Origin of the sequence: Streptomyces sp. SID13666, from assembly GCF_010548325.1 — a bacterium.
Taxonomy (GTDB): Bacteria; Actinomycetota; Actinomycetes; order Streptomycetales; family Streptomycetaceae; genus Actinacidiphila; species Actinacidiphila fildesensis.
Genome location: NZ_JAAGLX010000015.1, coordinates 150,338 through 169,014, shown reverse-complemented (window position 1 = coordinate 169,014; position 18,677 = coordinate 150,338). Strand labels below are relative to the sequence as shown.

The following is an 18,677-nucleotide window of genomic DNA, read 5'->3' as shown; positions in this document are numbered from 1 at the left end:
GGCATAGTCCCCAGGCAAATGAACAATTCTGACCGATCAAGGCCAGATTCAGTCCCTTCCGATGGCCCTGGAGGAAGACGGCTATCGTCCGACAAATCCCGTACCAACTGGTTCGGGCAACAGGAGGGACTGCGATGCCGACGTCTGTCCATGGCGGGAGTCCGGCGGAAGTGATGTTCCGGGCCTTGCTGGAATCCGCACCCGACGCCATGGTCATCATTGATGACGCCGGAACCATCCGACTCGTCAATGCCCAGACCGAGTCGATGTTCGGCTACTCCCGGCGGGAGCTCCTCGGGCACCCGGTCGAGATCCTGGTCCCCGAGAGATTCCACGGGAATCACCCCAGGCACCGCCACGGATATGCCGCGAACCAGCAGGTACGCCCCATGGGCGCAGGGCTCGAACTCTACGGACGGCGCAAGGACGGCCGTGAATTCCCCGTGGAGATCAGTCTCAGCCCGCTCCAGACGTCGGACGGACTGCTCGTATCGGCAGCAGTGCGGGATGTCAGTGAACGCAAGTCCGCCGAGGAGCGCATCAACGAACTCGCCGTGCTCGTCGAGTCATCGCAGGACGCGATCCTCGCCAAGACCCTCGACGGCATCATCACCTACTGGAACGCCGCCGCCCATCGCCTCTACGGGTACGCGGCGGAGGACGCGATCGGGAACTCCATTGCGATGCTCGCCCCTGCCGACTGCAAGGACGAGATCGCGAGCCTCCTGGCAAGGCTGGGCCGGGGAGAGCGCGTCGAACACTTCGAGATGTTCCGGGTCACCCAGTCCGGACGCCTGCTCGACGTCGACATCACCCTCTGGCCGATCAAGGGACGCGACGGAGCGATCGTCGGCTCCTGCTCGATCGTGCGGGATATCGCCGACCGCAAACGGGCCGAGGAAGAACTCACCGAGCTCTACCGGCAGCAGCGCCACATCGCGTTGACCCTGCAGCACAGTCTGATGGGCTCTCCCCCCGCGCTTCCCGAAATGCAGGTGGCCAGCCGCTATTTCCCGGCGACGCAAGGTGCGGGAGTCGGCGGCGACTGGTTCGACATCATTCCGCTCGGCGGCGGCCAGGTCGGCGTGCTCATCGGTGATGTCATGGGACGCGGCCTGGACGCCGCCGCCGTCATGGGCCAACTGCGCTCGGCCGCTCGGGCACTGGCCAAGACCGGCATCACGCCGCGGCAATTGATGAAAGCCCTCGACGCGTTCGTCGCCGACCTGCCCGATCAGCTCGTCACCTGCTGCTATCTGGTCGTGGATCCGGACGCCGGCGAGGTGACGATCTGTTCGGCCGGACATCTGCCCGTCCTGCTCGTGCAGCCCGACACCTCGGTCGAGCACCTTCCCGCACCGGTCTGCGTGCCGCTCGGCGTCGGCGGCATCCCTTACCAGCAGGCCTGCATTCCGGTCATGGCCGGCTCCACTCTGGTGCTCTACACCGATGGACTCGTGGAGACGCCTCGCTCCGACATCGACGTCCAACTCAAACTCCTCGCGGTGGAGCTCCAGAGCGCGTTCCTGTCCGGGGTGTGCCTGGAAGAGGTTTCGGACAGGGTGCTGGCGGCGCTCCGCCCGGACGCGGACGGGCATGCGGACGACGTGACGCTGCTCCTGGCCCGGATCCCGGCGGCGCCGGTCGCCGCGGCCTCGATGAAGGTACCCGCCGACCCCGCCTCCGTCTCCGCCGGACGCCGCTTCGTGATGACCACACTGCGCAGTTGGGGTTGCGAGGAAGCGACGGAGTCAGCCTGCTTGCTGGCATCCGAGGTCCTCACCAATGCGATCAGCCACAGCCACCCCCGAGGAACTCTGGACCTGCGACTGCACCACACCGCACGGGAGATGACCGTCGAAGTCACCGACAGCAGCACCCACATCCCCCAGCTCCGGCACGCAGAATCGGGCGACGAGTCGGGCCGGGGACTTCTCCTCGTCGACACCCTGGCCACCGACTGGGGCACCCGCCCCACGGACGACGGCAAGACCGTCTGGTTCACGTTGCCCCTGAAACAGCCCGAACCCCTGGGTTAGTCAGCCGGCGACATGGCCGCTCGCGGCCGAATATCCGTCTCCCCATGCGGCCTTGGCCCCGGAATCCCCGATCCGGTAGACCTGCACCACTGCCCCTGCCCCGACGATGAGGGTCAGCGCCATCGCCGTCACCCGCACCGGCAGACTCACCGTTACAACGCCCCGGGGCATATCGGCATCAGGGGCCGCTCGGCCGGTCCCCTTGCGTCCGAACCACCAGAACGCCACGGCGAGAAGAAAGAGCCCGACGGCCCAGGGCAGCAGCCCGTCGCCCAGCTCGGCATGCCGGCGTACGAGAGCAGTGCGATTCACGCGGTGCTCCAACCACTCACCCGCGTGTGTGGTCAGCGGCACGCTGACCAGGGACACCAGCGCCAGCACGGGAAGAACGAGGCCGAGCCTGCTGATCCAGGCAGGCCATACGGCACAGACCACCAGGGCGAGAGCCGTGAGCGGCACCAGCACCACCACCACGTGGACCAGAAGAACATGAGCGGGCAGCCCATTGATGACAGTCGGCCCCATGAACAAGCACCTTCCAGAAGGATCGGTCGAGGGCGCCGAAGCTACTACACGCATGTAGACACTCAGAGCACATCGTTCACGATCCGAAGGCCCGCCGTCCCGCCCCCTCCCCTGGGGTGAACCCTGGCGCATCCGTGTCGGCGCAGCTCAGCGGGCGCATTTGCCCGGGTCGTCCTTCCACAGCCGGCACGCCGGGAGCAGAAGCGAGGAAGGGCGGCGTGAGAGATTCAGAGAGAACTCAGAGGTTCAGGGACCCGTCATGTCCCCGTCCCCCCGTCGCGTCGGCATCCCCGACAACGTGCCGCCTCGGATGCCGTCCCGGCGACCGGATCTCAACAGGTGCGGCACGAAGGGGCTGCCCGCCGCCGCGATGACGAGCACTCCCAGACCGACCGACGGCCACGGCACCAGCGGACTGCGCACACCAACGATCTTCAGGACTCCCCACGCCACGAGCGCGATTCCGCCGAGCAGCCACATGGCGACCTCGTCAGTCACGGCCACGATTTTCCCGTCACCTCACCTTCGCTCCGCTGAAAGGCGCCCGCCAACGGGCCGGACGGCCCCCTCCTCGGGACCGAGAGGGCCACGCTTGTCCCTACCCATGAGGCTGCGGATCGGCACAGTTGTGGGAGACCGATGACGGGTTCGTTCCTCCCCCGGTCCAAGGTGGTGACCTTCAACCCTGTGACGAGGGCCGAATGGCCACCTGTGCGGCGAGGCTCGTCGGCGCAGGCTGAGAACGCCAGTGAAGCCAGGGGCCGCCTCCTTCGCGACCCGTCACCATCTTTGCTCCGAGGAGCGGTTCCATGACCAGGTCGAAGCCGATCGCCGGCGCCCACCTCGCGGCTGCCCACCACGACGCGAAGTCGTCGACAAACGGCAGCCCCGAGACCGATCGGGCTGTGAACAGCCTCGTCGAAGGGGCCCTCCAGGCGTTGGAGGAGTACGCGGACTTCACCCAGGAGCAGATCGACCTCATTGTCAGGAAGGCGTCCCTGGCGGCCCTGGCCGAACACACCGGCCTGGCCGCCCTGGCGGTCGAGGAGACCGGCCGGGGCGTCTTCGAGGACAAAGCCGTCAAGAACGTCTTCGCCTGTGAGAACGTCACCCACTCGATGGCGGGAATGAAAACTGTCGGGGTGGTGAGCCGCGACGAGATCACCGGCATCGTCGAAATCGCCGAACCCATCGGTGTCGTCGCCGGGGTCACACCGGTGACCAACCCGACCTCGACGACCATCTTCAAAGCTCTCATGGCTCTCAAGACCCGCAACCCGATCGTGTTCGCCTTCCACCCCGCCGCTCAGCGCTGCTCCGCGGCTGCGGCCCGCATCGTGCGCGACGCAGCCGTCAAGGCCGGAGCGCCTGCGAACTGCGTGCAGTGGATCGAGGAGCCCTCGATGCGGGCGACGGCAGCGCTGATGCATCATCCCGGCGTCGCGACGATCCTGGCGACCGGTGGCAACGCGATGGTGAAGGCCGCCTATTCGTGCGGCAAGCCGGCGCTGGGCGTCGGGGCGGGCAACGTCCCCGCGTACATCGAGAAGAGCGCGGACCTCAAGCGCGCGGTGAACGACATCGTGCTGTCCAAATCGTTCGACAACGGCATGATCTGCGCGTCCGAACAGGCCGTGATCCTCGACGACGAGGTGTACGAGGCGGCACTGGGGGAGTTCCGGACGCTCAAGGCGTACGTCGTGAACCCGCAGGAGAAGGCGGCACTGGAGCAGTACGTCTTCGGAGTCGGTACCGCTCATGACCTCGACTGCGCAGGTGCGGTGTTGAACGCCGCCGTGGTCGGCCGTTCCGCGGCCGAGATCGCACAGGCAGCCGGCTTCACCGTCCCGCAGGACACCTCCATCATCCTGGCACCGGTCTCCTTCGTCGGCGAAGGCGAGCCACTGACGCGCGAGAAGCTCTGTCCGGTGCTGGCCGTGCTGCGTGCGGCCGACCGTTCCGAGGGGATACGGCTGGCGGCGGAGATGGTGGAGTTCCACGGTCTCGGGCACAGCGCCGCCGTCCACACCGAGGACGCCGCGTTCGCCGAGGAGTTCGGGCACGCGGTGAAGGCCTGCCGGGTGATCTGGAACGCCCCCAGCTCGCAGGGCGGCATCGGCGACGTCTACAACGCCTTCCTGCCCTCGCTCACCCTGGGCTGCGGGAGCTACGGCCACAACTCCGTCTCCGGGAACGTCACCGCCTTCAACCTGCTGAACATCAAGCGGATCGGGCGGCGCAACACGAACCTGCAGTGGTTCAAGGTCCCCTCGAAGATCTTCTTCGAGCGCAACTCCATCACCTATCTGGCCGACATGCGCGGTGCCCGCAAGGTCGTCATCGTCACCGACCGGACCATGGTGGACATCGGCCATCTCCAGCGGATCCGCGGCATCCTCGACCGGCGCACGACGCCCTGCGAGATCCGCGTCATCGACTACGTCGAACCCAACCCCAGCATCGACACCGTCACCAAGGGGGCCGAGCTGATGCACGGCTTCCAGCCGGACGCCATCATCGCGCTGGGCGGCGGATCGCCGATGGACGCGGCCAAGGTGATGTGGCTGATGTACGAGCACCCGGACATCGACTTCGCGGACCTGAAGGAGAAGTTCTTCGACATCCGCAAGCGCGCGTTCACCTTCCCCGACCTCGGCGAGAAGGCCCAGCTGGTGTGCATCCCGACGACGTCCGGGACCGGCAGCGAGGTGACGCCCTTCGCGGTGATCACCGACACCGCCACCGGTCAGAAGTACCCGCTGGCGGACTACGCCCTCACCCCGAGCATCGCCATCTGCGACCCGGCGCTCACCACCCACCTGCCGAAGGCCGTCACAGCCGACACCGGATTCGACGCCCTGACGCACTGCATCGAGGCCTACGTTTCTGTCTATGCCAACGACTTCACCGACGGGCTGGCCCTCCAGGGGATCCGGCTGATCTTCGACCACCTGGAGCGCGCCGTCGCCGCCGGCACGCACGACCTGATCGCCCGGGAAAAGATGCACAACGCGGGCACCATCGCCGGCATGGCGTTCGGTTCGGCCTTCCTCGGTGTCGTCCACGCGATGGCTCACACCCTGGGCGGGACCTTCGGCGTCGCGCACGGACGCACCAACGCACTGCTGCTGCCGCATGCCATCCGCTACAACGGAAGCGCACCGGCGAAGGTCACCTCATGGCCCAAGTACCGCAACTACATCGCCCCCGAGCGCTACCAGGCCATCGCCCAGACCCTCGGCCTGCCGGCGTCCACACCGGAACAGGGCGTCGAATCCCTCGCATCCGCCGTCGAGCGACTGCGCGACGCCGTCGGCATCCCGCCGTCCTTCAAGGCCGCGGGCGTGGACGAGAAAACGTTCCTCGAAGCCCTGCCCCAACAGGCGATGAACGCCTACGAGGACCAGTGCGCCCCCGCCAACCCCCGCATGCCGATGCTCGCTGACATGCGGCAACTCATGCGCCAGGCGTACTACGGCTCTCCCGCCTGAGGCGGGCACGAGGGTGACCCGGTGGCAGCCGTTCAGTACGGGCGGGACAAGGACGCCGTCCCATGCCTGACCCTGGCCCTCACTTCAGGGCCCGGGTCAGGCCGTCGTGCGGGAGTGCTCGGCGGACATCATGGGGCGGCGAACCGAGTGCCGACGCCGGCGGCTCACTTGTCCGGATGCTCACGTGTACGGAACGACGGCGACCGGCGCAGAGGAATGGTGGAGCAGGGCGAGGGTGGTGGGGCCGATGTACCTGCCGGTAGGCAGGTGACTGATGCGCCGGCCGACAATCAGCAGAGAGGTGTCACCTGCTGCTTCCAGAAGCCGCTCCGCGGGCCGTCCCGTCACAGCTTCTTCGATCACCTCGACGCCGGGGAACTTGTCCCGCCAGTTGCGCATACCGGTCACCTGCCGCGCACGCGGGCATGACGCGACCTCCCGGAGGGTCACCCACCATGGATCATCCGGTCCTACACGTCGCCGACCGCATCGAGCCGCGGCGTGTCTACTCGGCTGCTGATGTCGCCAACCTGCTCGGCGTCGTCCTCAGCAGCGTCTACACGCTCAAGAACGCCGGCTGTCTTCCGGGTGGCGAACAGCAAACTGTCGGAGCTCGCACACGTTGGGCATGGACGGGCGCGGCCCTTCTGGCGGCGCCGGGACGCGCCGAGGACTTTCCGGGGCTGGATCACGACGCGTACGCCCCTTCCAGTTGTGGCGATTCGGATGCCGCTGTGACGACTGCCTGGAAGCGCACGACATGGCATCCCGCGAGCGCCGACGAGGCGAGGCCGCCCAGATGTTCCCCGACGTGTTGCGTCAGAAGGTCCTTGATCTTGTCGAGGCCGGTAACCCGGTCAAAGACGCAGCAGAAATCGTTGGCGTCACAGCAGTCCGGATTTACGGGTGGGCCCGCCGCGATGAGGTTTTCAGCGCCGCCGTGAACCACGCCGCATGGACCCTGTGCACGGACCGGGGCGGATCGGCGTGCTCAACCGCGCGCCAGCACTCCGCGGGCTGCCGGGGGACCGGGCTGCCGGATCGCAGACCGACGCCGGTGCCTGAGTCGGTATCGCGCCCGGCCCGGCCGCCGTTCAGGGCACCTCCTGCGAGTGATCCCCCGTGGTGAGCGACGTCCACAGGTCGGAGACCGGGTGCTGATGCGTTGGCGCTCATGGCCGCTCGGGTCTTCTGGCCAGAAAAGTGGCGATCGTTCGCTTGGCCCCTTCGTCGGGCTCCTGCATCAGGCGTGCGGTGACGATGAGTCCGGCCCGGCCCAACAGCCGGGCGATCCGGTCCACCGGCAGCAAGTGGGAGGCGTAGGACACCGGATGGCCGCCGAACGCTTGCGTCGGCCGTAGCTCCTCCTCGTCGTCTCCCACATAGCCGGCCATCATCAGACGGCCGCCCGGCGCGAGCGTGCGCCGGAACTCGGCGAACACGACGGGCAACCACTCCGGTGGCGTGTGATGGGTGGAGTAGTGGGCCAGGATGCCGCCGAGCTCGTCGTCCCGGACGGGAAGGGCGGTCATCGACCCCACCGCGAACCGCAGCCCCGGACAGGCCCGCCGGGCGAGCTCGATCATCTTCGGGGACAGGTCGATACCGAAGGTGGACACCCCCAGCTCCGCCAGGTATGCGGTGACCTTGCCCGGGCCGCACCCGAGGTCGGCGACCGGCCCGAGGGCGGCGGCCGCCCGCGCGACGTCGGCGAAGGCGGTCAGCATGGCGCGGGACAACGGATCAAGCTCCGCAGGGCTCTTGACGATCTCCGCGTAGTCGGCGGCGACGGTGTCGTACGACTCCCGGACCGCGGCAAGGTAGGAGGGTTCAGTCACACGGACGACCCTAGGCGAGGAGGGTGCTGACAGCCGGAGATCGGACAACCCTTGTCAGGTTCGGCATACAACCCGTGTTGGGGAACGATCGACCGCGCAGCGCTACATGCGGCACATCACGGCCACGCCGGTGAATCACTTGATGAATGCCGGTGTGTTGGGCGTGCGGGCCCGGCTTGGGGAGCCGGGCCCGCACGCCCGGTCGGTGTGACGTGTGCGGGTGCTAGGTGACCGGGCGGGTCGCCAGGTCAACGATGTGGAGGGCGGAGTTGGTGGGCAGGGTGACTGAGCGCAGTTCCCTGGTCGGGTCGGTGGGAACGGTGTTGACGTAGAGGCGGTACGGCAGGCCGAAATTTGCGGGTCCGGCCGGGGTGACCCGGTGGTCGGTGGTGACGGCGATCCGGGCGCCGTTCGCGGTAGGTTGGTCCGAGAGCCAGTTGGGCAGGAAGAGGTTCGCGGTGGCCGAGCTTCCGTCGGTGTACCGGATGGTTACCGTGCCGGTGACCCCGCCTACCGAGGCACCGAGGAAGCCGAGTTCGCGGGCGTGCCCGCTCAGGGCGATCACGCCGCCCCCGCCCGCCGCGTTGTCGCGCTCGCCGGGACCGTACCGCGGCATGGTGAACTCCAGTCCGTCCACCGTGATCCGGGCGCCGGGGGCGGCTCCCGCAGCGTTGAGGGCGTCGGCGGAGTAGCTGTTGCCTTCGGCGAAGGAGCCGTCCGAGGGGTTGCTGTCGCGTGCGATCATGGTGCTGTTGTAGGCGGCGGAGATCCTCGGCAGCGGCAGGCCGGCGAGTACGGCGGCGGTGGTGACCGCCGTGCCCGAGCCGAGTGGGTACGTGGCGCGGGCCCGTACGGCGCCCTCGGTCTCCGCGCTGTCAGAGAGGGGCGGCACGACCGAGAAGGCGGCGGTGGCGGCCTTGCCGGCGGCCACCGGGTCCAAGGCGACCCGCTCCGGGGTGACGCGCCAGCCGTCGGGGGCGTCCAGGGTCAGGACGGCCCCGGTCAGTTCACTCCCGCTGCCGTTGGTCAGCCGCACCGTGACCGCGGTGGCTGTCCCCCGGGTGTAGAGTGCAGCATCGACGGCGACCTTGACCGGTGGAGCCGTGGGGCACCCGGTGTCCGGTCCGGCCGGCCCGAGATCATCCACCACCAGGTCGTCCAGGACGAAGGCGTCCCCGGCGGCACGCTTGACGCCCAGCCAGACGTCACCGCAGCCCGCCGCACCCGTGACGATCGTCTGCTCGTACACCCGGTGCGGGGCGGACGGCTGGGGCGGCAGGCTGTCGTCCCAGCCCTCCGGCACCGGCAGGGAGCGGGGCGGGGCGCTGTCCATGGGTCTGCTCGTGGTGGGCGGCAGAGTGTCCTCGGTGAGGGCGGGACCGCCGTCCCGGCCGATGACAGCACGGAAGTCCGAGCCAGGGTCGGCCTGGTAGGAGAAGCGGATCCGGTACGCGCGTCCGGGCGCGAAGCGCAGGGTCTGCGGCATCGTCCGGTAGACGAGCCCGGTGCTGTCCGCGAGGGTCTTGAGCGAGAACCGCCCGCTGACCGTGTCCCGGGTGTAGCCCTCGTGCGTCCTCGACAGGTGGGTTCGGTCGGCGCCGCCCGTCCCGGTGTAGACGAAGGGCCCCCAGCCCTCGTCGACATGCTCGAAGTCCTCGGTGAACCAGTGGGCGCCGTGATTCGGGTCGGCCCCCGGAGCCTCGACGACCCGCACATCTGCGAAGTCCACCTGTGTACCCGCTCCACCCGCCTCGGCGGACAAGGTGAGCAGTGCCGAACGGTCGCTCCCGCCGCCGCGCGGAACGGTGAACAGCACCCGCATGCGCTGGAAGGTGGTGCCGGTGCGGCGCCCGTTGCCGATCTTGTTGGTCAGCGGCGAGCTGGTGGCCCAGTTGACGGCCTCCGGCCCGCCGTGGCCGGAGATGGTCAGCGCGGCCTTACGGGTGCCGGTGATCCTTACCCAGACCGACGCGGAGTACGTGCCGGGCGAGAGCCGGCGCAGCCGCTGCGACACGGTGCGCGAGCCGGTGGCGGCGATCCGCAGGTAGGTCAGCCCGTTGCCGTCGTCCGTGACGGTGACCTGCTCCGGATCGGGGACGGTCCAGCCGTCGGTGGTACGGCCGGTGAAAGACGGGTTCGCGACGATTCCGCCCCGGCCGTACGCGGCCTCGCGCGGCGACGGAGCCGGCTTGCGGTACAGGACGTAGGGGGTCTCCGCTGTCGCGGTGACAGTGACGGCACCGCGCGTCACGGGCAGCCCGGCCACGTGCGTACGGCCGTTCTCGCCCAGTCGGTAGAGGTCAATGCTCTGCGCGCGCGCCCACCTCGCGGGCAGCTGCCAGGTGGTCGTTCCGCCGGTCGGGTTCCAATGGTAGATCTTGTCCGGATCCGTCCCGTCGGTGGGCTCCCAGGGGATGAACATGCTCGAACCGTCGGCCACCAGACGCCCGTTGTGGGTGATCCTGACGGTTCCGGACGCGTCGCTGACTGTGACCCCGCCGGTCAGGTCGACCTGGTGATCCGTCATGCGCGTGATCTCGAAGTGCTGAAGGAACTTGGTGGGCAGGTTCGTGGTGAACGTCGCCCGCAGCCAGTTCCGCATGTTCCGCTGACCCTGCCAGCCCATGAAGTGCGTGTTGTCCGCACCGCGCAACAGCGGGTCTCGCTTCCAGGCGTCGCGCTGGTGGTTGCGGATGAAGCGGATGATCCGCGACTTCAGGCCGCCGTCCGTCTGGCCGGCGTAGGTGAAGACGCCGTCCCGTTCGAACTGTCCGTCCGCCTCGCCGCCCAGCGGCAGACCCGCGCCGGTGATCACCCGCGCCTGGCGGGCCGCCGCCCAGCCGCCTGTCCAGTAGGTGTCGGAGTAGACGAAACCGAGGTCAGGCAGATCCCGGACCAGCCCGGCGAAGCGCTTCGCGAATGCACCCGTCGCCTGGTCCCTGACGGTGTCCGAGTGCCATGCCTGATCCATCCACCGCCAGCCGAGGTCGGTGGCCCCGTTGCTGCGGTCCCAGCGGAAACTCTCCGCCTCCGGGTACTGTTCCCAGGCGTTGATGTGCACTCCGACGGCGGCCTCGTAGCGGCGCGCGTCCCTGGTCAGGGTTCGGAGCGCCTTCAGGCCGCCGGCCCGCTCGTTGTAGTCGGTGTAGTCCATGTGCCCGCTGTCATGGCCCTCGGACTGGTACCCCTTCACCAGGATCGCCTGCGGCAGTCCGTCCGTGTACAGGTAGGTTCGCCGGATCTCGTCCAGGGCGGTCAGGAAGGGGGTGTTGGCGTTGCTCGCGATGTTCATCGCGACGCCCTGGACCACCCGTCCGCGGCTCCATTCGGCGGCCGGCGGCTCGCGCATGATCGTACGGAAGGCGATGGCACCGTCCTGCCAGTCCGCGACGCCGTCTCCGTTGCGGTCGCCGGTGACGACGACCGCAGCCTCCGGCAGGTCGAAGACCTTGCCGTCCGCGCCCCGGTGGATCCACTCCCCGCTCGCGATTTCCGTGTGTCGGGCGCCGTCGACGGTGCTGGTGCGCACCAATAGCCGGTCGTCGGCGCAGGTGAACGACTCGACGGCGGCGGCCAGTGAGCCGGTGTGAAGGATGGCGTACGAGGCCCGCCGCCATCTTCCGTCCGCCGGGGCGTCGGCGACCTTGACGAAGGCCTCCTGGACGGGAGCGCCCAGCCCGTACCCCAGTGCCACCTGCGCGATGCCGGCATTCTGGGTGGCGGACGCGGAGACGAGTCCCAGACCGGGCAGGGCGAAGGCCGAGACCTTCACGGAGCCCCTTTCCATGATCTTCGCCGCCTTGAGGCGCAGGACCGCGCCCTTGAGCGTCAGCCGAAGGTCGACGACGACGTCCAGTGCGGGGAAGGCCAGCCGGTAGGCAGCCCTGGTGCGGGTGAACTCCGCCGTGACCTCCGGGGTGTGGTTCTCGCCGTTGATCCGCACAGTCCGCCCGGCGTCCAGCGCACCGCCCAGGGTGTCCCCGGTCGCGAGCCACCGGTAGCCGATGACCCGGGGGAAGGCTGTGTCCACCGTGACGGCGAGGTTGTCGGAGAGCAACTCGGTCGTGCGGTCCGTGGCGGCCGCAGGGAGGGCGGTGGCGGCCAGCAGTCCGGTGGTGGCGGTGCCGACCAGGAGCGTGCGGCGGCTCACGCCCGAGGGCTGTCCCTCGGGGGCTCGATGGATTCTCGGGTCGTTGTCGTGCATGATGCTCCTTCTCGTGAACGGGACGCGCGGGACCCAGGGAACGCCGTGCGGTCCGCGTGCCCGTAGGAGCGGTGGGGCGCTCTGCGTGTGCGCACAGTCTGCGGACCGGCCGAACTCCCGTATATGGACAAGCAGTTCGGCGCGCTTGGACATTTCGCGCTATCCGATCGGCCGGCCGGTCGCACCCCTCTGTCCTCGATGGGGAGAGCGGGGCTGAGGGGTACGTTCGGTGCGGACGTCCCCGTGCTCAGCCGTGGCGATGATGTCGAACACGGCGTAGGAGGGGGGATGCCGGCGGGCCCGCCTCAAGGGGAGGTCTGGGACTTACCCGGGGCGATCTCGTCCAGCTCCTGAGGTTCGACGACGACGTACCCGCCCCCTCCCAGGTCATAGCCCTTGACGATGTCGCCGTTCTCGACCTCGTCCCCCGTGCGTTCGTTGATCTTCTTCATGCGGACGCGGTCGCCGGTGCCACGCTGAAACCTATGGAAGTGCACCATGTGGTCATCGGTGGCGGTGACGAGCGCGACAGGCACGGTGACCAGCCCGAACGTCAGGACACCACTCCAGATCGCTCGTACCATCGCCGCCGCCGCCAGCAACACGCGGATCATGCTGGAGGGACGGTGTTGGCGACCCACATCCGCCAGTCGGATTGGCCCGTTTGGTGCGCCCGCCCGATGAACTCACACCCTGTCGCATCCGCCGGCCCAACGCGCGGGCGCCCAGGGGTGAGCAGCCGGGGGCTGGTCCGGGCGGATCATGGTCAGGTGACGGGCCGTGTACGGCTCCGGACGTCCGGGCCGCGGCCGCGCCATAACACCACCGCCGGATCGACCTGGCGGCCGCTGGCGCGCCGGCTCCCGTCCTGCGCAGCGCGGTCACTGTCAGACGGGAGGCGTCCTCCTGAATGTGGGGTGACTATGGGAGGGGAGGTTGGTCATCTTCGCTCCGGCGCCCAGGCCGCAAGATCTTCTTGCGTCGCTGACGTCAAGAGCCTCGCTTGAAAGGCGCCCGGAGCGCCTTGGGAGGCGGTCATGACGGCAGCAGCCACCTGGAGGCGCGCAGCCGCAGCCGCAATCGCCATCGGCGGCCTAGCGGTTACGGGTTGTGATGGTGGGGGCGGCTCGCAGCCACGCGTCTCAGCGACTGCTCCGTCCGTCGACGCCGCCTTGGCAGCTCTTGTTCCGGCGCATCTGAAGGCGAAGGGCAAGGTCGTCATCGCAACGGATGCCTCTTACGCCCCGATGGAGTTCAAGGATGCCCAGGGGAGGATCGTCGGCGTGGACGTGGACCTGGGTGAGGCCGTCGCTGACAGGCTGGGGCTCGATGCGGAATTCAAGGACGCCAAGTTCGACGGGATCATCGGCGGCGTCCAAGCAGGCAAGTACGACCTGGCCATGTCGGACTTCGCCGCGACCCAGGAGCGCCAAAAGGCGGTCGACATGGTCACGTACTTCACCTCCGGCAGTGCGGTCGCCGTGCGGTCAGGCAATCCCGACCGGTTGGACGCCGCCCTGCTGTGCGGGGTCAGGGTGGCGGTGCAGGCCGGCTCCATCCAGGCCGAAGACGTCAAGAACACCCGCAATCCCAAATGCCGGGCGGAGGGGAAGCCGCCGATTCCCGGGGACGGCGACAAGTTCGACCTGCAGACCCAGGTCGCCGCCGCCCTGCTCGCAGGTCGCGTCTCCGCCATGATCGCCGACAACGTCGCCGTCAACTACGCGGTCAAGGCATCCGGCCAGATCGAACAGCTGGGTGGGTCCTACAACGTTTCCCCCTCCGCGATTGTGATCCCCAAAGGCGACGGCAAGCTCGCCCAAGCCGTCCAGCGTGCCGTCCAGGCACTGATCGACGACGGAACGTACGGACGGATCCTCGACAAATGGGACCTTGAGTCCAACGCCGTCACCACGTCCGTCGTCAACGGCGCCACTTCCTGACACCACCGCGAAACAGGGGATGATCATGCACACCCATGCGGAGGAACAGCAGGTCAACAGTAGTCCTCGGCCGGAGAGTATCCGCGCCGTTGCCGTGCGCCATCCGGGCCGCTGGGCCGCCGTCGGCGCCGTCGGAGTCCTCCTGGCGATGCTCGGCCACGCGATCGTGACCAACCCCAAGCTGCAGTGGCACCGGGTCTGGGACATCCTGTGGGACCCCACTGTGCTCATGGGCCTGCAGACGACACTGCTCCTGACGGTTCTGGCCATGGTCATCGGCTCCATCGGCGGGCTCTTCCTGACCGTGATGCGGCTATCCCACAACCCGCTGCTCTCCGGTCCGGCCTGGCTGTTCATCTGGGTCTTCCGCGGCACACCGGTGCTGGTCCAACTGTTCATATGGAACTTCCTGGGCGCGCTGTGGCCCAGGATCTCCATCGGCATCCCGTTCGGCCCCGAATTCCATTCCTGGGCCTACAACGACCTGGTGTCGCTGCCTACCGCGGCCGTACTGTGCCTGGGCCTGAACGAGGCCGCCTACATGGCCGAGATCGTCCGGGCGGGCATCCTCTCCGTGGGCGAGGGGCAATCCGACGCAGCGGCGTCCCTGGGAATGACCCGCAGACAGACCATGCGCCGGATCATGCTGCCTCAGGCGATGAGGGTGATCGTGCCACCGACCGGCAACGAGGCCATCGCCATGCTCAAGATCACCTCACTGGTCAGCGCGATCTCCCTGGTCGATGTCACCCGGGCCGGGCAGGACATTGCCTCCAGGACGTTTGAGAACATGCCGGCGCTGATCGCCGTCAGTATCTGGTACCTGGCCTTTACCTCGCTGCTGATGATCGGGCAGTACTTCATCGAGCGCCGCTACGGCCGGGGCACCAGCCGCCTCATTCCGGCCAAAGCGGCCTGAGCGATACCCCGGGGTGGCGCGGACCAACCCTGCGACCTGCACCCACGAGGATGCGAGGCTCACTTCCCTTTGGCTCGGTACGTTCTCGTCGGCGGGTGCGCACTCGGATGAACGCGATAGCGCGTATCCGTGGCCGGACACCGTGTCCGGGGCCACGGCATGGAACAGCTCTGCCCTGCACCTGCCCCAAACAACCTCGGCGAGACAAAACGCTCTTTCAGGCCACCGGCGGCGCTGCGTGCTTCACGGGCCTTCAGGGGGGAGCGCGGATGCGGCGCCGCGGAGCTCTTCCCTGCTGATGTCGAGTTTCTTGAGGACGCGGGCGACGTGGTGCTCGACGGTGCGGACGGACAGGGACAGGGCGTGGGCGACGTCCTGATTGGTGGCTCCGTCGGTGAGGAGGCGCGCCACTTGTTGTTCGCGGGGCGACAAATCGGTGTCGTAACGGCGCGGGGCGCGGGGCGCGGGGCGAGTGAGGCCGAGTTTGCGTGCAGCCTGCTCGCAGCGGGCGGCGTCGGCGGTGGCCCCGAGATCGTTGTAGGCGTTTGCGGTCTCGGCCAGCTGCTGCGCGGCGTCGTGTTCAGTTGTGGGGGCGCGGGTATGGGCGAGACATTCGGCGGCCTGTGCGGCAGGGTAGGGCCGTCCGATCGCCTTGTAGGTCACATGCGCGCGATCGAAGTGCTCACCCGCGCCGTCGATGTCCCCGGCCTGCTGAAGAAGCATGCCCTTGAGGAGATGGACGACGGCGGTGATCGCGGGTGAGCCCTTGTTGAGGATGCTCTCCTCAGCTGAAACGATCAGGTGCCGGGCCCTCTCATGGTCGCCGCAGGCCAGGGCGGCCCGGACCCCCACCACCAGCAGACCGTTCGCCCAGGGCCGCGGCGCGGTAGGCATGGGATCCAGCCTCGGCGCCACGGTGGCCCAAGCAGCTTGCGGGTCTCCCTGGGCCAGGCGTACCTGAGCGATGCCGGCCGTCGCGGACAGCACCTCGCCTGCCTCGGAGAATCGGTCCTCCATGACGGCCGCGCGACCGAACGCGCCCAGGGCACGTGTCCACTGTCCGCGAGCGGCGGCCAGATTCCCGCCGATCTGCGCGGCGGCCTTGGTGATGGGGAGCATGTCGGGAGCATCCGCCGTGAGCGCCGCGAATTCATCCTCCAGCCCCGCCCACCGGCCGGCCAACCAGTCCATCGTCAGCAGCCCAATGCGACTGAAGGCCTCCATGGTAGAGAAGCCCGATTGCCGACTGACGTCCCGACACTCCCTCAACAGGCCGGCAGCGCGCTCGTCGTAGCCCCGCTCCATCCCGGCAACGCCCACGTTGTGCACGGCACGCAGATTCTGCCGCAAGACCTCGCGGTCCCCGGTGTGCCGGGACAATTGCTCGACCAGCTCCCACACCCGTGGGTCCCCGTCCAAAGCCATCAGATCCAGTCTGGTGGCCCACACCGCCGCCCGCGATTTCGGGGAAGAAACGCCCTGGGCAGTGCGTTCGGCCTGGTCCATCCATGCCATCGCCTCCCGACGGGAGAGATCAGGCTCGCCCCGTGCGAGGGCGACCATGGCACGCACGGCCAGATCGGGCCGGTCGGCCAGCTCCGGCACAGCCAGCTGCAGCTCACGGTGACCCGCATGGTCCCCACACTGGTTGATCATGAACAGGCCCAGCGCCAGGCGAATCTCCCCACGAGCCTCGGCTGCAAGCTGGGGATCGACCACGATCCGGCGCAGCGCGGCGGCACTGGCGCTGTAGTCGACGCTGTAGTGGGCAATCCGCGCCAGGGCCAGGGCCGCGCGGTTGCGTAGATCCGGAGGTAGATGCGGCTGCCTGAGGATGTCGTGGATGAGGCTGATCGCGGTGCCGTCGTCGCCTCGGGCGACCGCCTGATCGGCGGCTTCCTCAGCCTCACGCAGCCAGGTCTGCATATCGCCGAGCGCGAGGGTATGGTGCGCGATCTGCACCAATGGGGGGCTGGACTGTCCTTGCAGAACCCGGTGGGCCCGACGGTGCAGCGCACTGCGCAGAGGGCCGAGGATCTCGCGATAGACGGCTTGCTGAGCCAGTGCATGACGGAACCCGTACAGCGCAGGTGCGCTCTCGCGGAGCACTGCCGCCTGCAGAGCCTCCACCAGCGCAGCTTCGGCTTGATCGGCGTCGAGATCAGCGATATCGGCCAACAGCCGGCCGGATGATGGCACGGCCAGTACGGCAGCGGCCTCGACCATGGCCACCGCCGGTGCGGACAGGCCCGTCATCCGGCTGACGATCGCCTCCCGCAATGCCCGGGGTACTTCGATGTCTTGGAGCGTCTCGACCACGGTCGTCGCATCCGCGTTGGGCGGCCTTGGCTGGCGGCCCCAGTCGGTGAGGGTGAGCAGATCCTCCTCCGCGACGAGCGGCAACCCCGCGCTTCGTTCGTAGATCGCTTGACCCAGAGCCCTGGTGGACCGCGGCCCCATGACGGCGGTGACCAGGTCCTGCACGTCCTGTTCACTCAGTGCGTCGAGATGGATCTCCGCGCCGCTGGTTCCCGCGGGGCGGTGGTAGGGCGCGCCGAGTACCGGGGTGCTGTGCGCAAGGTCCTCTGTACGGTAGGTGAACACAAGTCCCAGGTTCTTGGGCGGATTTCGGGCCAGCACCAGGAGGAGCTCACGTGTGGTCTCGTCGGCCCAGTGCAGGTCTTCGACCACGAGCACCACCGGGCCCAGCGCTTCCAGGATTCCGCGCACCGCCCCCAGAAGCTGGAAGCGGCCCGCGCGTGGGTCAGCCGGGGCCTGGGGAGCAGGGGGCAGGCGGTCTGCGAGCTGGGGCAGCAGTGGGGCCAGCGCCCCGGTCTGCGGATTGAGCAGGCCCGGCTCCGGCAGCCAGTCGGCAGCGGTGGCAAGGGCGTCCAGCACTGGGCCGAAGGGCAGAGGCTCGCGCAGCGGATGGCAGTAACCGGTGAGCACGCGCACCCCGCGCGCTGCCACGGCGCGGGCCGATTCGTGGACCAAGCGGGATTTGCCGACCCCGGCCTCGCCCTCCACCAGCACCACCGCAGGCAACCGCGACAACCCGGCCGACAGCAGCTTCAGCTCCCCACGCCGGCCGACCAGCGCAAACCCATGCCCTGAGTCGGCGGCCTTAAAGCCCAGATCAGCATGCATGTAGCCAGCCTCCCGACCAGACGGCTTGCTTCCACGCTACCCCGCAACCGGGGCAGGGGCTCAGCCTCCCTTTGGTGATGCGTTCCGCGTGTGCCTGGCTGGAGGCGGTGGCGGGCAGCCGGAGCGCTGCTGGCCCCCACCACGTGCTCGACACGGTGCGGTACCTGCTGGACAACGGAGTGAAGTGGCGGGGACTCCGACCGGCTTCCCTGTCTGGGTGGCGGCTTACGCCGTCTTACGGCGCCGACGACGACAGGGGCTGATCGACGAGTGCCACGGCCGCCGACGCGGCCCGGGGCGCATGCCGCGAACCCCTTCTTTCCGCAGCTCTTTGAACGGGGACCGTCGAGCCTGGTCCTCGATCACTCCATCATCCACTGCCTGCCCGTGGCCGGCCCCGCCGACGGAAGGGGTCACCGCGTCGCCGGCGACCCTCCATCAGCAGCTCGCCCGAGGCTCCCGTGACGCTGGCCGGCACACGGAGGCCTCCGGATGGTTACCAAGGCACAGGCAACACTGCCGTTTGCTGCCTGCCGCCGCCGACGTCCTTGGAGGGTTGCGCTGACGCGGG

At 68.5% G+C, this 18,677-nt stretch carries 12 protein-coding genes and 1 pseudogene; 5 read left to right on the top strand and 8 right to left on the bottom strand.

The annotated features are described in order from the left end of the window. The first annotated feature begins 134 nt into the window (after positions 1 to 134). Positions 135 to 2,039 carry a PAS domain S-box protein gene (locus G3I60_RS21090; RefSeq protein WP_203673414.1) on the top strand — a complete coding sequence of 635 codons (1,905 nt, stop codon included), beginning with the start codon at positions 135 to 137 and terminating at the stop codon, positions 2,037 to 2,039. Here G3I60_RS21090 and G3I60_RS21085 read toward each other — a convergent pair whose 3' ends face one another. Together G3I60_RS21085 and G3I60_RS21080 are read right to left on the bottom strand one after the other, a co-directional pair. Further along, entirely contained in the window at positions 2,040 to 2,564 is a 525-nt protein-coding gene (locus tag G3I60_RS21085; protein ID WP_164294527.1) for a DUF2231 domain-containing protein, read from the bottom strand. Positions 2,565 to 2,810: 246 nt separating this feature from the next. Beyond that, positions 2,811 to 3,062 (bottom strand): hypothetical protein, encoded by a 252-nt coding sequence (locus G3I60_RS21080; protein WP_164294526.1) that lies wholly within the window; start codon positions 3,060 to 3,062, stop codon positions 2,811 to 2,813. A gap of 311 nt (positions 3,063 to 3,373) precedes the next feature. Here G3I60_RS21080 and adhE point away from each other — a divergent pair, with 311 nt between their 5' ends. Then, a complete protein-coding gene (adhE, locus tag G3I60_RS21075) occupies positions 3,374 to 6,055 on the top strand; it encodes a bifunctional acetaldehyde-CoA/alcohol dehydrogenase (protein WP_164607629.1) in 2,682 nt (893 codons plus the stop codon). 180 nt (positions 6,056 to 6,235) lie between these two features. Here adhE and G3I60_RS21070 read toward each other — a convergent pair whose 3' ends face one another. Further along, entirely contained in the window at positions 6,236 to 6,454 is a 219-nt protein-coding gene (locus G3I60_RS21070) for a universal stress protein (protein WP_164294524.1), read from the bottom strand. Between the two features lie 289 nt (positions 6,455 to 6,743). Beyond that, a complete protein-coding gene (locus G3I60_RS45575) occupies positions 6,744 to 7,004 on the bottom strand; it encodes a hypothetical protein (protein ID WP_239070044.1) in 261 nt (86 codons plus the stop codon). On the opposite strand from G3I60_RS45575, the gene G3I60_RS47095 reads away from it, so the two are divergent. Beyond that, positions 6,930 to 7,184 (top strand): hypothetical protein, encoded by a 255-nt coding sequence (locus tag G3I60_RS47095; RefSeq protein ID WP_369334868.1) that lies wholly within the window; start codon positions 6,930 to 6,932, stop codon positions 7,182 to 7,184. The genes G3I60_RS45575 and G3I60_RS47095 overlap by 75 nt on opposite strands. Before the next feature lie 43 nt (positions 7,185 to 7,227). Here the strand turns inward: G3I60_RS47095 and G3I60_RS21060 are convergent, their stop codons facing one another. The 3 genes and pseudogenes from G3I60_RS21060 to G3I60_RS21050 all read right to left on the bottom strand — a co-directional run. Further along, entirely contained in the window at positions 7,228 to 7,893 is a 666-nt protein-coding gene (locus G3I60_RS21060; protein ID WP_164607627.1) for a class I SAM-dependent methyltransferase, read from the bottom strand. A gap of 223 nt (positions 7,894 to 8,116) precedes the next feature. After that, positions 8,117 to 12,097: an endo-alpha-N-acetylgalactosaminidase family protein gene (locus tag G3I60_RS21055; RefSeq protein ID WP_164294521.1), complete on the bottom strand. Its 3,981-nt coding sequence runs from the start codon at positions 12,095 to 12,097 to the stop codon at positions 8,117 to 8,119. A 317-nt stretch (positions 12,098 to 12,414) separates the two neighbouring features. Next, positions 12,415 to 12,681 (bottom strand): annotated as a pseudogene (locus G3I60_RS21050) (Ku protein); the annotation flags it as partial. Between the two features lie 453 nt (positions 12,682 to 13,134). Here G3I60_RS21050 and G3I60_RS21045 point away from each other — a divergent pair. Together G3I60_RS21045 and G3I60_RS21040 are read left to right on the top strand one after the other, a co-directional pair. Continuing rightward, complete coding sequence (locus G3I60_RS21045) at positions 13,135 to 14,040, top strand: ABC transporter substrate-binding protein (protein ID WP_164607624.1); 906 nt, start codon at positions 13,135 to 13,137, stop codon at positions 14,038 to 14,040. Positions 14,041 to 14,065: 25 nt separating this feature from the next. Then, the gene (locus tag G3I60_RS21040) at positions 14,066 to 14,959 is read left to right on the top strand and encodes an amino acid ABC transporter permease (RefSeq protein WP_164294519.1); all 894 of its coding nucleotides are present in this window, start codon (positions 14,066 to 14,068) and stop codon (positions 14,957 to 14,959) included. A gap of 243 nt (positions 14,960 to 15,202) precedes the next feature. On the opposite strand, the gene G3I60_RS21035 is transcribed toward G3I60_RS21040, so the two are convergent. After that, positions 15,203 to 18,106 (bottom strand): AAA family ATPase, encoded by a 2,904-nt coding sequence (locus G3I60_RS21035; RefSeq protein ID WP_164294518.1) that lies wholly within the window; start codon positions 18,104 to 18,106, stop codon positions 15,203 to 15,205. Positions 18,107 to 18,677 lie beyond the last annotated feature (571 nt).

Coding starts and splice junctions, on each gene's coding strand:
- adhE (WP_164607629.1), top strand. CDS start 3,374: ATGACCAGGTCGAAGCCGATCGCCGGCGCCCACCTCGCGGCTGCCCAC.
- G3I60_RS21035 (WP_164294518.1), bottom strand. CDS start 18,106: ATGCATGCTGATCTGGGCTTTAAGGCCGCCGACTCAGGGCATGGGTTT.
- G3I60_RS21090 (WP_203673414.1), top strand. CDS start 135: ATGCCGACGTCTGTCCATGGCGGGAGTCCGGCGGAAGTGATGTTCCGG.
- G3I60_RS21085 (WP_164294527.1), bottom strand. CDS start 2,564: ATGGGGCCGACTGTCATCAATGGGCTGCCCGCTCATGTTCTTCTGGTC.
- G3I60_RS21040 (WP_164294519.1), top strand. CDS start 14,066: ATGCACACCCATGCGGAGGAACAGCAGGTCAACAGTAGTCCTCGGCCG.
- G3I60_RS21070 (WP_164294524.1), bottom strand. CDS start 6,454: ATGCGCAACTGGCGGGACAAGTTCCCCGGCGTCGAGGTGATCGAAGAA.
- G3I60_RS21055 (WP_164294521.1), bottom strand. CDS start 12,097: ATGCACGACAACGACCCGAGAATCCATCGAGCCCCCGAGGGACAGCCC.
- G3I60_RS21045 (WP_164607624.1), top strand. CDS start 13,135: ATGACGGCAGCAGCCACCTGGAGGCGCGCAGCCGCAGCCGCAATCGCC.